This is a genomic window from Streptomyces sp. NPDC002104 (assembly GCF_053593795.1).
This window is the reverse complement of the sequence record NZ_JBSFDF010000004.1, coordinates 186419-199370: the sequence shown is the minus strand read 5'-3', so window position 1 is coordinate 199370 and position 12952 is coordinate 186419. Positions and strand designations below refer to the sequence as shown.

Genomic DNA, 12952 nt, shown 5'->3' with positions numbered 1-12952 from the left:
GCTTTCGTGGACCGGGTTCGTGGACCGGCTTCATGGACCGGATCCGTGGATCTGCGTCGTGGGTCGGCGAACGCCCGGCCGGGTCCCACCGGTCGGGCGTACGGACCGGGGAGTGCCGGCGGCACTCCCGCACGCCTTACGGGTTGGAGCCGACGATGGTCGGGATGACCGAGGTGCCGGTCTTCTTGACCAGGTAGGCGCCGGTGAAGATCGGCTTGGCGCCCACCGGCACGGCACTGCCGCAGTTGGTGGAGGAGACGACGGTGAGCTGACCGGTGGTGCTGGCGACCGCGAGCTTGCCCGTCGAGTTGGTGTAGGTGCCGGACGCCGTGCCCGTCACGCGGAAGACGCAGGCGCCGACGGTGACCTTGGCGTCGACGTTGCCGATGTAGCCCTTGGTGACGCCGGTCGCGGCCGTGTAGTCCTGTGCCACCACGGTCCACGGGGTGGTGGCGACGGTGGTCACGTTGCCCAGGACGCTGGTGCAGGGCGAGCCGGAGGCGCCGAAGTTGATGGCGTTGATCGACGCGACGGTGGCCGGGTTGCCGGTGGCGCTGGCCATCGAACCGGAGGCGCCCGAGGTCGTACACGTCATGGCGATGCCGTTGACGCTGAGGACGATGTTCCCGCTGTTCGTCGCCGTGAAGGCCGCGGGGGACGGGTTGACGGTCCACGTGGTGGACGGGACGGCCGAGGCCGGGCCCGCGGTCAGGGCGAGCGCGGCGGCAGCGGCACCGGTGACGACGGCGAGGTTTCTGATGGTCTTCTTCATGGCTGTGGGACTCTCCTTGGGATCGTTCGGCAGAGGTGGGCCGCGGCTGTGCGATGGGGGAGACACAGAGGGCCCGCGGCTCGGTGTTCCTCGGCCGCGACGCTGACGTTACTTGCGGGAAACTTGGCTGAACAATGGCGCAGTTCAAGATTCTTTGAACAGCCCGAATTACCTGTTCGCCGGGTGAGTGGTCCTCGGTGACGCCTTAGTCCTCCAGTGCGCAATGTCGACATTTTTGATCGATCGCGCACCGTGCTGCCACATTTTCCGCGGGGCGGGTCGTGTGCATCTCGACATGAAGAGAAAACACTCTCGCCTGTGACAAGAATCGGCGCGCGTGTGTAATCCGCGTGACAAGGGACGAAGGTGGGCGGGTCGCCGCGCGAAAAACTCCACCCCGCTTATTGCCGCCTGATGTTACCCACCCGTAGCGTTTCGGGTGCGCTGTTCGCCCCTGGTTGGCGGCCCCTGGCGACAGGGGCTCCGGCCGGCGTTCCGGCCCGGTCACCTGCCGGGACGGACGCTTCCCGGCGGGTCCCCGCGGATACGCCTCAGGGCCCCGCGAAGCCCCGTCGTGTCTCCCCGGAGACAAGTGGCGCACCCGGATTTGTCCGCGCGGTGACAAATTTCGGCACACCGGGCCGAATTGACGTCGCGCCTATTGTCCCGGTGATCGTGAACGACCTAACGTGCGGCCCGCGACGCACACGCGACACACGCCTGCTGGAGGTGGTATGGGAATCGAAGTGGCTGTCGAAGGTCTGACCATGTCCTTTGGCAAGCAGAACATCTGGCAGGACGTGACCTTGACGTTGCCCGCGGGGGAAGTGAGCGTCATGCTCGGTCCTTCCGGTACCGGAAAGACGGTGTTCCTCAAGTCCCTCATCGGTCTGCTGAAACCGGAACGGGGACGTGTCCTCGTGGCCGGCGTCGACATGGTGAACAGCCCCGAGCGCGACATCTACGAAGCCCGCAAACTCTTCGGCCTCATGTTCCAGGACGGCGCCCTCTTCGGGTCCATGTCCCTCTTCGACAACATCGCCTTCCCGCTGCGTGAGCACACGCGGAAGAAGGAGTCGGAGATCCGCCGGATCGTCATGGAGCGCATCGACGTCGTCGGGCTCCTCGGCTCCGAGGGCAAGCTCCCCGGCGAGATCAGCGGCGGGATGCGCAAGCGGGCGGGGCTGGCCCGCGCGCTGGTACTCGACCCGCAGATCGTGCTGTGCGACGAGCCGGACTCCGGGCTCGACCCCGTCCGCACCGCCAACCTCTCGCAACTGCTGATCGACCTCAACGCGCAGATCGACGCGACGATGCTCATCGTCACCCACAACCTCGACATCGCCGCGACCGTCCCCGACAACATGGGGATGCTCTTCCGGCGCAACCTCGTCACCTTCGGACCGCGCGAAGTGCTCCTCACCAGCGACGAGCCGGTCGTGGCCCAGTTCCTCGCGGGACGCCGCGAAGGGCCCATCGGGATGTCCGAGGAGAAGGACGAGGCCACGCTCGCGGCCGAGGCCGCCCTGCCCGCCGCCGCACCCGTCACGCCCCGGGTCATCGTTCCGCAACTGGAGCCCTCGCCCGGACTGCCGCCGCGCCAGGCGGTGCTCAGGCGCCGCGAGCGCGTCCTCGGCATGCTCGACACGCTGCCGCCCGCCGCCCGCGCCGCCATCGAGGACACGTACGCGGCGCACGGGCCGCAGGCACCGACCCTGCGGCTTCCGGCCACCGGGAGCGGTTCGTGATCACAGGGGCACTGCGTCAGACCGGCCGGCTCTTCGCCCTCGCGGCCGAGGTGGGCCGGGCCATCTTCCGACGGCCCTTCCAGTTCCGGGAGTTCGTCGAGCAGTTCTGGTTCATCGCGAGCATCACGATCCTGCCCGCCGCCCTCGTCTCCATCCCGTTCGGCGCGGTGATCGCCCTCCAGGTCGGCTCGCTCACCCAGCAGTTGGGCGCGCAGTCGTTCACCGGAGGTGCCAGCGTGCTCGCCGTCATCCAGCAGGCGAGCCCGCTCATCGTCGCCCTGCTCATCTCCGGCGCCGGCGGCTCCGCCATCTGCGCCGACCTCGGCTCCCGCAAGATCCGCGAGGAGCTCGACGCGATGGAGGTCATGGGCGTCTCGCCCGTCCAGCGTCTGGTCGTGCCGCGGGTGCTGGCGACGATGGGCGTGGCCGTGCTCCTCAACGGCCTGGTGTCCGTGGTCGGCACGCTCGGCGGCTACTTCTTCAACGTCATCCTCCAGGGCGGCACCCCCGGTGCCTACCTGTCCAGCTTCTCCGCCCTCGCCCAACTGCCCGACCTGTACATCAGCGAGTTCAAGGCCCTGATCTTCGGGTTCATCGCGGGCATCGTCGCCGCCTACCGCGGCCTCAATCCGCGCGGCGGCCCCAAGGGGGTCGGCGACGCCGTCAACCAGTCCGTCGTCATCACCTTCATGCTGCTGTTCTTCGTGAACATGGTGCTGACGGCCATCTACCTGCAAATCGTCCCGCCGAAGGGAGGCTGAGGCCGATGGCCTCCCCGTTCGTCTGGCTCGACCGCTCCGGCGACCAACTGCTCTTCTACGTCAAGGCATTGGCCTGGATCCCGCGCACCCTGCGCCGCTACCTCAAGGAGATCCAACGGCTGCTCGCCGAGGTGGCCTTCGGATCCGGCGGCCTCGGCGTGATCGGCGGCACCATCGGTGTGATGATCGCGATGACGCTGTTCACCGGCACCGTCGTCGGTCTCCAGGGGTACGCCGCCCTCGACCAGATCGGCACCGCCGCGTTCACCGGATTCGTCTCCGCGTACTTCAACACGCGCGAGATCGCGCCGCTGGTCGCCGGGCTCGCCCTCTCCGCGACCGTCGGCGCGGGCTTCACCGCCCAACTCGGCGCGATGCGGATCAACGAGGAGGTCGACGCCCTCGAAGGCATGGGCATCCGCTCCATCCCGTACCTGGTCACCACCCGCATCATCGCGGGCGTCGTCGCGATCATCCCGCTCTACGCGCTCGGCCTGCTCTCCTCCTACATCGCCTCCCGCTACGTGACCGTCCTGTTCAACGGCCAGTCCCAGGGGACGTACGACCACTACTTCAACCTGTTCCTCTCCCCGACCGACGTCGTGCTGTCGGTCCTCAAGGTGCTGATCTTCAGCGTCATGGTGATCCTCGCCCACTGCTACTACGGCTTCCGTGCCTCCGGCGGCCCCGCCGGGGTCGGCGTCGCGGTGGGCCGCTCCGTGCGCAACGCCATCGTGCTCATCAGCGTCACCGACTTCTTCCTGTCGCTGGCCCTGTGGGGCGCGACCACGACCGTGAAGGTGGCGGGGTGAGATGAGCAGTCCACGGGTCACGTCCCTGCGCCGCCGGCTCGCCGGAGTCGTCTTCCTGCTGGTCCCCGCCCTCCTCGTCTGGCTGGCGATCGCCGTCTACGACAAGCAGTTCACCGACAGCGCCCCGGTCACCGTCGAGACGAGCAGCGTCGGCAACGAGATGCACCCGGGCGCCGAGGTCAAAATGCGCGGCGTCGTCATCGGCGAGGTCCGCTCCATCACCGCCACCGACACCGGTGCCCGGCTCACCCTCGCGCTGGAACCGGGCGCCCTCGGCCGCGTCCCTTCCGACGTGAGCGCCCAGATGCTCCCGACCACCCTGTTCGGCGAACGCTTCGTGGCACTCGTCCCGCCGCGGACACCCTCGCCGAAGCCGATCGACGCCGGAGCCGTCATCCCCGAGGACCGCTCCAGCAACGCCGTGGAACTCCAGCAGGTCCTGGACAACGTCCTGCCCATGCTCACCGCCGTCCAGCCGCAGAAGCTCTCCGCCACCCTGTCCGCGGTCTCCCAGGCGCTGTCGGGGCGCGGCGACACGCTCGGCGCCACGCTCGCCCAACTGGAAGCCCACCTGGAGAAGTTCAACCCCGAACTGCCCGCCCTCAACCGGGACCTCCAGCACCTCGTGAAAGTCAGCACCGTGTACGCCGACGCCGCCCCGGACATCATCACGGCCCTCACCGACTTCACCACCACCAGCGGCACCCTCGCCGAGAAGGAGAGCGAGCTCGCCGCCACCTTCGGCGCCACCACCCGCACCGCCCAGGACATCACCGCCTTCCTGCGCCAGAACAAGGACAACATCATCCGGCTCAGCGCCACCGGCAGGCCGACCCTGGAACTGCTCTCCGAGTACTCCTCCTCCTTCCCCTGCACCCTGCGCACCCTCGCGGAGTTCGTACCGGCCATGGACAAGGCGCTCGGCAAGGGCACCGACCAGCCCGGGCTGCACGTCAACGTGGTCACCGTGCCCTCGCGCGGAGCCTACGTACCCGGCCGCGATGCCCCCGCGTACACCTCGGGCGGCGGCCCGCACTGCTACCCGGTGCCCTACCTCGGCGTCCCGGTGGCACCCGCCGCGCGGGCCGCGGCGGCGGCCGAACAGAACCTCGGGCCCGCCAACTCCGCCCAGGAGAACGACTTCCTGAACGAGCTCCTCGCGCCGGCCGCCAAGAAGCAGCCCGGCGACCTGCCCGACTGGAGCAGCCTGCTGGCCGGCCCCGCGTACCGCGGCACGGAGGTGGTCCTCAAGTGAAGGACGACCTCGCCCACACCCGGCGCCGCCCCCTGACCGGCCCCCTGGTCAAGTCCCTGATCTTCGTCCTGGTCACGGCCCTCGCCACGACCGTGCTCGCGCTCAGCATCGCCAACACCGGCGTGGGCTCGGACACGCGCTCCTACAGAGCGCTGTTCACCGACGCCACCGGGCTCATCGACGGGGACAGCGTACGGATCTCGGGCGTGAAGGTCGGAGAGGTGACCGACGTCCGCGTCGTCGACCGGCGCACCGCCCAGGTCACCTTCAGCATCCGCGACGACCGCACGCTCCCCGGCTCGGTGACCGCCGCGGTGAAGTACCTCAACATGGTCGGGCAGCGCTACGTCGCCCTCGACCGGGGCAGCGGTGACGTTGGCGGCACCCTGTCGCCCGGTTCCACGATCCCGCTGGACCGCACGACGCCCGCGCTCGACATGACCCTGCTCTTCAACGGGTTCAAGCCGCTGTTCGAGGGCCTGTCGCCGACTGACGTCAACGACCTCGCCGAGTCGCTGATCCAGGTGCTCCAGGGCGAGGGCGGCACCGTCGACAGCCTCATCCGGCACGTCGGTTCGCTGACGCGGACCGTCGCGGCCAAGGACCAGGTGATCGGCCAGGTGATCACCAACCTCACCACCGTCCTGGACACGCTCAACACCCGTGAAGACGCCTTCGACGACCTCGTCGTCACCCTCCAGAAGCTCGTCACCGGCTTCAACGACGACCGCAAACCCCTGGGCGAGGCCGTCCAGGCGATGGGCGACCTCACCACCACGACCGCAGGACTCCTCCAGGACGGGCGCGCCCCCCTGAAGCAGAGCATCGGCCAACTGGGCCGCCTCTCGGCCAACCTCGGCGACCACACCCCGCAGATCGAGGACTTCCTGGCCAGGACACCGGCCAAGATGACCGCCCTGGCGCGACTGTCCTCGTACGGGTCCTGGTTCAACCTCTACCTCTGCGAGGCCCGCGTGAGCGGTGTGCGCACCTCCGACGGCTCCAAGCCGCCGACCGGCATCGTCGTCACCGAACCGAGGTGCCGAGGATGAGCCGTCCACCCGGGTTCACCCCCGTCAAGGACCACAATCCCGTCGTGGTGGCCGTCTTCGGACTCGTCGTGCTGGCTCTGCTCGCCGTCCTCGCCTACAACGTGGACCGCCTCCCGTTCGCCGGGACGGGTACCGCCTACAGCGCCGACTTCACCGAGGCCGCCGGACTCGGCACCGGTGACGAGGTGCGCATCGCCGGGGTCAAGGTCGGCTCGGTCACCGGGGTCGCCCTCGACGGGCCCAAGGTGAAGGTGACCTTCGAGGTCGCCGGCGCCTGGGTCGGCGACCGCTCCACCGCCGCCATAGCCATCAAGACCCTGCTCGGCGACAAGTACCTGGCCCTCGACCCGCTGGGCTCCGGCCGCCAGGACCCCGGCCGCCGCATTCCGCTGGCGCGCACCACCTCCCCGTACGACGTGACCCAGGCGTTCCAGGACCTGAGCGGCACCGTCGACGCCATCGACACCAAGAAGCTCGCCGAGAGTTTCGAGACGATCTCCGACACCTTCAAGAACTCGCCGCCGAACGTGCGCAGCGCCGCCACCGGCCTGTCCGAGCTGTCGAAGTCCGTCTCCAGCCGTGATGTCCAGCTGTCCCGGCTCCTCCAGGGCAGCGCGGCGTTCACCAAGACCCTCGAGGGCAAGAAGTCCAGCTTCGAGACCCTGATCGAGGACGGCGGTTCGCTGCTCGGTGAGCTGAAGGACCGGCGCGACGCCATCAGGGCCCTGCTCACGGGCAGCCGGGCCCTGGGCACGGAGCTCAGCGGCATCGTCGACGACAACGACCGTCAGCTCGGCCCCACCCTGGCGGCGCTGAGCCGGGTCACCGAGGTACTGGAGAAGAAAAGCAGCCAGCTCGAGAAGACCCTGGCCCTCGTCGGCCCGTACTACCGGCTCGTCGGCAACACCCTCGGCAGCGGGCACTGGTTCGACAGCTACCTGTGCGGAGTCGTGCCCCGGAACTACCTGCCCGAGGCGTCGCAGCCCAAGACCGGATGCCGGCCGCCGCAGCAGAAGACGGCGGCGCAGGGGAGCGGTGAAGGATGACCATGACCATGACCCGACCCGGAAGGCCCTTCGTCATCGGTCTCGCGATCGTGGTCCTCGCGGCCTGCGGTCTCGTCGCCGTGCGCGTCCTGGGATCCGACGGCACCCGCGTCACCGCCTACTTCGACCGCGCCGTGGGCGTCTACGCCGGGTCCGACCTGAGGATCCTCGGTGTGCGCGTCGGTGAGGTCGAGTCGGTGGAACCCGAGGGCACCAAGGTGCGCGTGCGTCTCCACCTCGACGACGGGGTGCGCGTCGCGGCCGACGCGCGGGCCGTCATCGTCGCCCCGAGCATCGTCGCGGACCGGTACGTCCAGCTCACCCCGGCCTACAGCTCGGGGCCGGCCCTCGCCGACGGCGCCCGGCTCGCCGCCTCCCGCAACCGGACCCCCGTCGAGATCGACCAGCTGTACGCCTCCATCACCGAGCTCGGCAAGGCCCTCGGCCCCGACGGCGCCAACTCGACCGGCGCCCTGTCCGGCCTGCTCGACACCGGCGCCGCGAACCTCAAGGACAACGGTGACGCGATCGGCACGTCCATCCGGGAGTTCGGCAAGGCGGCCAAGACCCTCGACGGCAGCAGCGGCGACCTGTTCACCACCCTCAGCCAGCTCCAGACGTTCACGACGATGCTCAAGGACAAGGACACCGACGTCCGCACCGCCCAGGAACGCCTCGACGACGTGGTGACCTTCTTCGCCGACAACAAGGACGACCTCGCGGGCGCCCTCACGGAACTCGGCAAGGCCCTCGCGCAGGTCAAGACCTTCATCCGGGACAACCGGGCCGGGCTGAAACAGAACGTCGACCGGCTCGTCCCCCTGACCCAGACCCTCGTCGACCAGCGGGCCTCCCTCGCCGAGGCACTCGACGTGGCCCCGCTCGCGGCGTCCAACGTGGTGGGCGCGTACAACAAGGACACCCGCACCCTCGACGGCCGGGCCAACCTCAACGAGATCAGCATGGGCGGACCGCTGCTGCCCCTGCCCGTGGCCGGGGGCTCCTCGGCCGGGGGCTCCTCGGCCGGCGGCGGGAAGGGGGACCGGTGAAGCGCCGCACACCGTTCACCGGCCGGGCCGCCGGGGCCGGGATCGGCGGGATCGTCGCCCTGGGCGTCGCCGTGGTCCTCACGGTGACCATGCTCCCCGCCGACCTGCCGCGCTTCGACGGCATCGAGGACCTGCCGCTGCCGGGCGGCGCGGACCTGGGCTCCCACCCGTACACGGTCACCGCCGAACTCGCCGACGTGCTCAGCCTCGTCCCCCAGTCCGCGGTCAAGGTCAACGACGTGGCCGTGGGGCGCGTCACCGAGATCCGCCTCGGCACCGGCGACTGGACGGCGCGCGTCACCATGAAGATCAACGGCGACATCCACCTGCCCGCCGACGCGGGCGCCCGCCTGCAGCAGTCCAGCCTGCTCGGCGAGAAGTTCATCGAGCTCACCGCCCCCGCCAAGGACGCGGGCGGCGCACGCCTCACCGACGGCAGCACGATCCCGCTCGCCCGCACCAGCCGCAACACCGAGGTCGAGGAAGTCTTCGGCGCCCTGTCCCTGCTGCTCAACGGCGGCGGAGTCAACCAGCTGAAGACCATCACCAAGGAGCTGAACTCCGCCCTGGGCGGACGCGAGCCCGAGGTCCGCTCCATGCTGGAGCGGGTCGACACCCTCGTGAGCGACCTCGACGCCCACCGGGAGGACATCACCCAGGCGCTCGACGCCGTCAACCGGCTCTCCGCCACCCTGGCCGGACGCAAGGAGGACGTGGACAAGGTCCTCACCAACCTCTCCCCGGGCCTCAAAACCCTCGAGAACCAGCGGGGTTCGCTCCTGACCATGCTGCGCGCCCTCGACACGCTGTCCGGTGTCGCCGTGTCCACCATCAACGCCGGCAAGGACGACATGGTCGCCGACCTCAAGGCCCTGGCACCGACCCTCAAAGCGCTCGCCGACGCCGGCGCCGACCTGCCCGACTCGCTCCAGGCGCTCGTGACGTACCCCTTCACCGACGAGGTGATGCGGGGCATCAAGGGCGACTACCTCAACACCTACCTGTACCTCGCCGCCGAACCCGGCACGCAGGTCATCCCGCCGCTCGTCCCGCAGACCGCGCCCACCCCACCGGCCGATCCGCCGACCGGTCCGCCGGCCGATCCGGGCAGCGGCGCCCGCAACGGCAAGCCCACCGGCAAGCCCACCGGAACGCCCACCGGCACGCCCACGAAGCCGGCGTCACCCCTGCCCCTGCCACCCGTCCGGAGCGCCGGCCCGACCGCGCCGCCCGCCTCCCCGAGTGCGGGGAGCACCGCCACCGGAGCGAAGGACGGAGGGAAGAAGCCGTGATCACCCTCGCCGTACGGCTGAAGAACCTCGCCTTCCTCGTCATCGCCGTCCTCGTCCTCGGCTTCCTCGGCATCCGATACGCCGACCTGGGCCGCTACGTGGGCGTCGCCGACTACTACACCGTCAACGTCCACCTCGCCCGCACCGGCGGCCTGTTCCCCCACTCGGACGTCACCTACCGGGGCGTCTCCGTGGGACGCGTCGGCGACATCGACCTCACCGACGACGGGGTCGTGGCCCGGCTGCGCATCAAGAAGTCGGCGGCGCGGGTACCCGCCGACGCCAAGGCCGTCGTCGCCGGGCTGTCCGCCGTCGGCGAGCAGTACATCGACCTGCGGCCCCACAGCGACCAGGGCCCCTACCTCGGGGAGGGAGCCCGCATAGACCAGGCCGACACCGAGGTCCCCGCCCCTGTCACCGACCTCCTGACCAGCATGAACGACCTCACCCGGTCCGTTCCGCTCGACTCGCTGCGCACGGTCGTGGAGGAACTGGGCAAGGCGTTCGAGGGGAACGGCGACGACCTCCAGGCCCTGATCGACAGCGGGAGCGCGTTCGTCCAGGCCGCCGACCGCTCCCTGCCCGAGACCACCCGCCTCATCAACGACGGCGAGGTCGTCCTGCGCACCCAGGCCGAGGAAGGCCGGGCCATCCGCGACTTCGCCACCGGCGCACGCGAGCTGGCCGTCACCCTCAAGGGCTCCGACAGCGACCTGCGCCGCCTGCTCACCGTCACGCCGGACGCGGCCACCCAGGTCAGCGGTCTCCTGCGCGACCTCGATCCCAGCCTCGGCGTGGTCCTCGCCAACCTGCTCACCACCTCGGAGATCGCCGTCACCCGGCAGCACGGCATGGAGGAGCTCCTCGTGAAGTTCCCCGCGGCCGTCTCCGCGGGCGCCACCACCGTCGACGGAGGACGGATGAACCTCGGCATGGCCGTCACCTTCTTCAAGCCCCTGCCCTGCACCTCCGGATACGGGGGCACGCGCTACCGCAACGGCCTCGATCTCGGTACCGCACCCGCCCTCAACACCGGAGCCTCCTGCACCACCGCGGCCTCGTCCGGTACGAACGTCCGCGGCTCCGCCAACGCCCCGAAGGGCGGCCCCGTGCCCACCCCGGCCCGACCGGGCTCCCTGCCCTCGGGCAGCGCCGGCCCCGCCACCGCGCCGGCCCCGCACGCGCTGCCGGGGGCACTCGCGCTGCCGGGGGCACTCGCGCTGCCGGGCCAGGACGGCGGGCCCACCGACCTGGCCGGGCTGCTCGGTCTCGGCGCCGGGGGCGGCCGATGAGGCGGGCACGCGTTCTCGCGGGCGCGGGACTGGCGGTGGCGCTCGCCTTCTGCGGGACCGGCGCCTGGACGTACGCGCAGGCGCGCACCGACGACGCTCTCGCCTTCAGCCGGGAGCGGGACAAGGTCCTCGCCGCGGGCCGCGAGCGCCTCACGGTGCTCCACACCCTGGACGCGTCCACCCGCGAACAGGCGGAAGCAGGGATCAAGGCGTGGAGCGAGGCCTCCACCGGGCCGCTGCACACCGAACTGGGTTCCACCAAGGCGGCGGTGGGTGCATCGGCCCGCGCCACCGTCACCGAGGCCGCCCTCACCGCGCTGGACGCCCGGGCGGGTACGGCGAAGCTCATCGCGACCCTGCGGGTCGACGTCACGCCCCAGGGCGCCTCGAACGCGACGAGCGACCGCAAGCGGCTCGAAGCGGTCATGGAGCGCACGGGCCACGACACGTGGAAGGTCAAGGCGCTGAGCGCCGTTCCGGTGGCGGGGGCCGACGCGGGCACCGCGGGTCCCCTGCCCACCGGCGGGGGGAGTGCGGCGCGGTGACACGGCTGTCGTGGAGGACGATGGACAGGCGCGTGGAGGGCGGAGCGCCGGTGGGGGAGCAGGACGGAGCTGACGCGGACGGCTCGACCGACCCGGAGGCGCGAGACGCCGGTTCCGGTTCTGGTTCCGACTCCGGCTCCGACTCCGGCTCTGGCTCCGACTCCGACTCAGGCTCCGGCTCCGGCTCCCGCTTCGGTGAGCGGTGGCGCGCGGCGACCTTCGCGGTGGCCGTCACGGTGCTGCTCCTGGGCGGGAGCGCCTTCTTCTACGGCGCGCACCAGGTGCGCTCCGCCCCGTCCGCCCGCAACCACGCCCTCACCGACACCGCGGCCACGGAGCGGGTCAACGGCGAGGTCAGCGACGGGCTGGCCAGGATCTTCTCGTACACCCCCACCGGCGCCGACGCCACCGCGCGATCGGCGCGGACGGTGCTCGGGGGGAAGGCCGCCCGGCAGTACGACGACCTGTTCGCCGAGCTCCGCGCGAAGCTGGAGACGCAGAAGATCACCCTCAACACGCAGGCCGTCCGGACCGGGACGATCGCACTGGAGGGGGACACCGCACGGCTCCTGGTCCTCCTCGACCAGACCTCGCAGCGGGACGGGGGCACCGCCACGTCGGCCGCGGCCCAACTGACCGTCACGGCCCGTTTCCACGACAACCGTTGGCAGATCGTCGACATCAAGGCCCGCTGAGAGATGAGCGGGAGACGGGAACACCCCATGACACGCACGGTCCGCACCCTGGCCGGCACCCGGCCGGTCCTGGCCGTCGCCCTCGTACTCACCCTGGTCGCGGGCGGCTTCGCCGCCTGGGCGGCCCAGGACTGGTACGGGGCGGGCCACGACGAGTCCGCCGCGTACGCCGTCCAGCGCGACCGGGCGCTCACGGAGGCGGAACAGGCCGTGCAGAACCTCAACACGCTCGACCACACCAAGGTGGACCAGGGGCTCGACCTGTGGGAGTCGTCCACGACCGGCGATCTGCACGACCAACTCGTGCAAGGGCGCGCCGAGTTCGCGAAGCAGGTCAAGGCGGCGAAGACGGTGACGACGGCCCGGGTGCTGTCCGGTGCGGTCACCGAGCTGGACGACCGCGCGGGGCGGGCCAGGGTGCTGGTCGCCCTGCGGATCACGGTCAGGGCGGCGGACGACAAGAGCAGCGACAAGGACAGCCGCATGCTCGGTGAACTCACCCGCACCGGGACCCACTGGAAACTCAGCGCGCTGGGCCAGGCCCCCGTGGGCGGCGCCGCGTCCGGCTGACCGGCCGCCGCGCCCGGAGAGCCGCCCGCACCCGAGAGCCGCCCGTACCAGAGAAGGACAGGC

At 70.6% G+C, this 12952-nt stretch carries 13 protein-coding genes; 12 read left to right on the top strand and 1 reads right to left on the bottom strand.

Translation table 11 applies throughout. The annotated features are described in order from the left end of the window. Positions 1-136: 136 nt before the first annotated feature. A complete protein-coding gene (locus ACWCP2_RS05810) occupies positions 137-772 on the bottom strand; it encodes a hypothetical protein (protein ID WP_450907317.1) in 636 nt (211 codons plus the stop codon). 734 nt (positions 773-1506) lie between these two features. Between ACWCP2_RS05810 and ACWCP2_RS05805 the strand changes: the two genes are divergently transcribed. From ACWCP2_RS05805 to ACWCP2_RS05750, 12 genes are read left to right on the top strand one after another with little or no spacing between them, the layout of a single operon-like run. Continuing rightward, positions 1507-2520 carry an ABC transporter ATP-binding protein gene (locus ACWCP2_RS05805; RefSeq protein ID WP_450907316.1) on the top strand — a complete coding sequence of 338 codons (1014 nt, stop codon included), beginning with the start codon at positions 1507-1509 and terminating at the stop codon, positions 2518-2520. Next, a complete protein-coding gene (locus ACWCP2_RS05800; RefSeq protein ID WP_450907315.1) occupies positions 2517-3281 on the top strand; it encodes an MlaE family ABC transporter permease in 765 nt (254 codons plus the stop codon). The genes ACWCP2_RS05805 and ACWCP2_RS05800 overlap by 4 nt, the downstream gene beginning before the upstream one ends. Before the next feature lie 5 nt (positions 3282-3286). Next, positions 3287-4093 carry an MlaE family ABC transporter permease gene (locus ACWCP2_RS05795; protein WP_450907314.1) on the top strand — a complete coding sequence of 269 codons (807 nt, stop codon included), beginning with the start codon at positions 3287-3289 and terminating at the stop codon, positions 4091-4093. A 1-nt stretch (position 4094) separates the two neighbouring features. Further along, positions 4095-5348 carry an MCE family protein gene (locus ACWCP2_RS05790; protein ID WP_450907313.1) on the top strand — a complete coding sequence of 418 codons (1254 nt, stop codon included), beginning with the start codon at positions 4095-4097 and terminating at the stop codon, positions 5346-5348. Next, entirely contained in the window at positions 5345-6400 is a 1056-nt protein-coding gene (locus ACWCP2_RS05785; protein WP_450907312.1) for an MCE family protein, read from the top strand. Before ACWCP2_RS05790 ends, ACWCP2_RS05785 begins: the two co-directional genes overlap by 4 nt. Next, on the top strand, positions 6397-7446 hold the full coding sequence (locus ACWCP2_RS05780; RefSeq protein ID WP_450907311.1) for an MCE family protein: 1050 nt from the start codon (positions 6397-6399) through the stop codon (positions 7444-7446). Before ACWCP2_RS05785 ends, ACWCP2_RS05780 begins: the two co-directional genes overlap by 4 nt. Positions 7447-7454: 8 nt before the next feature. Next, a complete protein-coding gene (locus ACWCP2_RS05775; protein WP_450907375.1) occupies positions 7455-8495 on the top strand; it encodes an MCE family protein in 1041 nt (346 codons plus the stop codon). Beyond that, positions 8492-9787, top strand: coding sequence for an MCE family protein (locus tag ACWCP2_RS05770; RefSeq protein ID WP_450907310.1), 1296 nt, complete (start codon positions 8492-8494; stop codon positions 9785-9787). Before ACWCP2_RS05775 ends, ACWCP2_RS05770 begins: the two co-directional genes overlap by 4 nt. Continuing rightward, on the top strand, positions 9784-11079 hold the full coding sequence (locus ACWCP2_RS05765) for an MCE family protein (protein ID WP_450907309.1): 1296 nt from the start codon (positions 9784-9786) through the stop codon (positions 11077-11079). Before ACWCP2_RS05770 ends, ACWCP2_RS05765 begins: the two co-directional genes overlap by 4 nt. Continuing rightward, positions 11076-11624, top strand: coding sequence for a hypothetical protein (locus ACWCP2_RS05760; RefSeq protein WP_450907308.1), 549 nt, complete (start codon positions 11076-11078; stop codon positions 11622-11624). Before ACWCP2_RS05765 ends, ACWCP2_RS05760 begins: the two co-directional genes overlap by 4 nt. Before the next feature lie 20 nt (positions 11625-11644). Continuing rightward, positions 11645-12319 (top strand): hypothetical protein, encoded by a 675-nt coding sequence (locus tag ACWCP2_RS05755; protein WP_450907307.1) that lies wholly within the window; start codon positions 11645-11647, stop codon positions 12317-12319. Positions 12320-12346: 27 nt separating this feature from the next. Then, the gene (locus ACWCP2_RS05750; RefSeq protein WP_450907306.1) at positions 12347-12889 is read left to right on the top strand and encodes a hypothetical protein; all 543 of its coding nucleotides are present in this window, start codon (positions 12347-12349) and stop codon (positions 12887-12889) included. Positions 12890-12952 lie beyond the last annotated feature (63 nt).

Coding starts and splice junctions, on each gene's coding strand:
- ACWCP2_RS05805 (WP_450907316.1), top strand. CDS start 1,507: ATGGGAATCGAAGTGGCTGTCGAAGGTCTGACCATGTCCTTTGGCAAG.
- ACWCP2_RS05810 (WP_450907317.1), bottom strand. CDS start 772: ATGAAGAAGACCATCAGAAACCTCGCCGTCGTCACCGGTGCCGCTGCC.
- ACWCP2_RS05790 (WP_450907313.1), top strand. CDS start 4,095: ATGAGCAGTCCACGGGTCACGTCCCTGCGCCGCCGGCTCGCCGGAGTC.
- ACWCP2_RS05780 (WP_450907311.1), top strand. CDS start 6,397: ATGAGCCGTCCACCCGGGTTCACCCCCGTCAAGGACCACAATCCCGTC.
- ACWCP2_RS05755 (WP_450907307.1), top strand. CDS start 11,645: ATGGACAGGCGCGTGGAGGGCGGAGCGCCGGTGGGGGAGCAGGACGGA.
- ACWCP2_RS05795 (WP_450907314.1), top strand. CDS start 3,287: ATGGCCTCCCCGTTCGTCTGGCTCGACCGCTCCGGCGACCAACTGCTC.
- ACWCP2_RS05760 (WP_450907308.1), top strand. CDS start 11,076: ATGAGGCGGGCACGCGTTCTCGCGGGCGCGGGACTGGCGGTGGCGCTC.
- ACWCP2_RS05750 (WP_450907306.1), top strand. CDS start 12,347: ATGACACGCACGGTCCGCACCCTGGCCGGCACCCGGCCGGTCCTGGCC.
- ACWCP2_RS05775 (WP_450907375.1), top strand. CDS start 7,455: ATGACCCGACCCGGAAGGCCCTTCGTCATCGGTCTCGCGATCGTGGTC.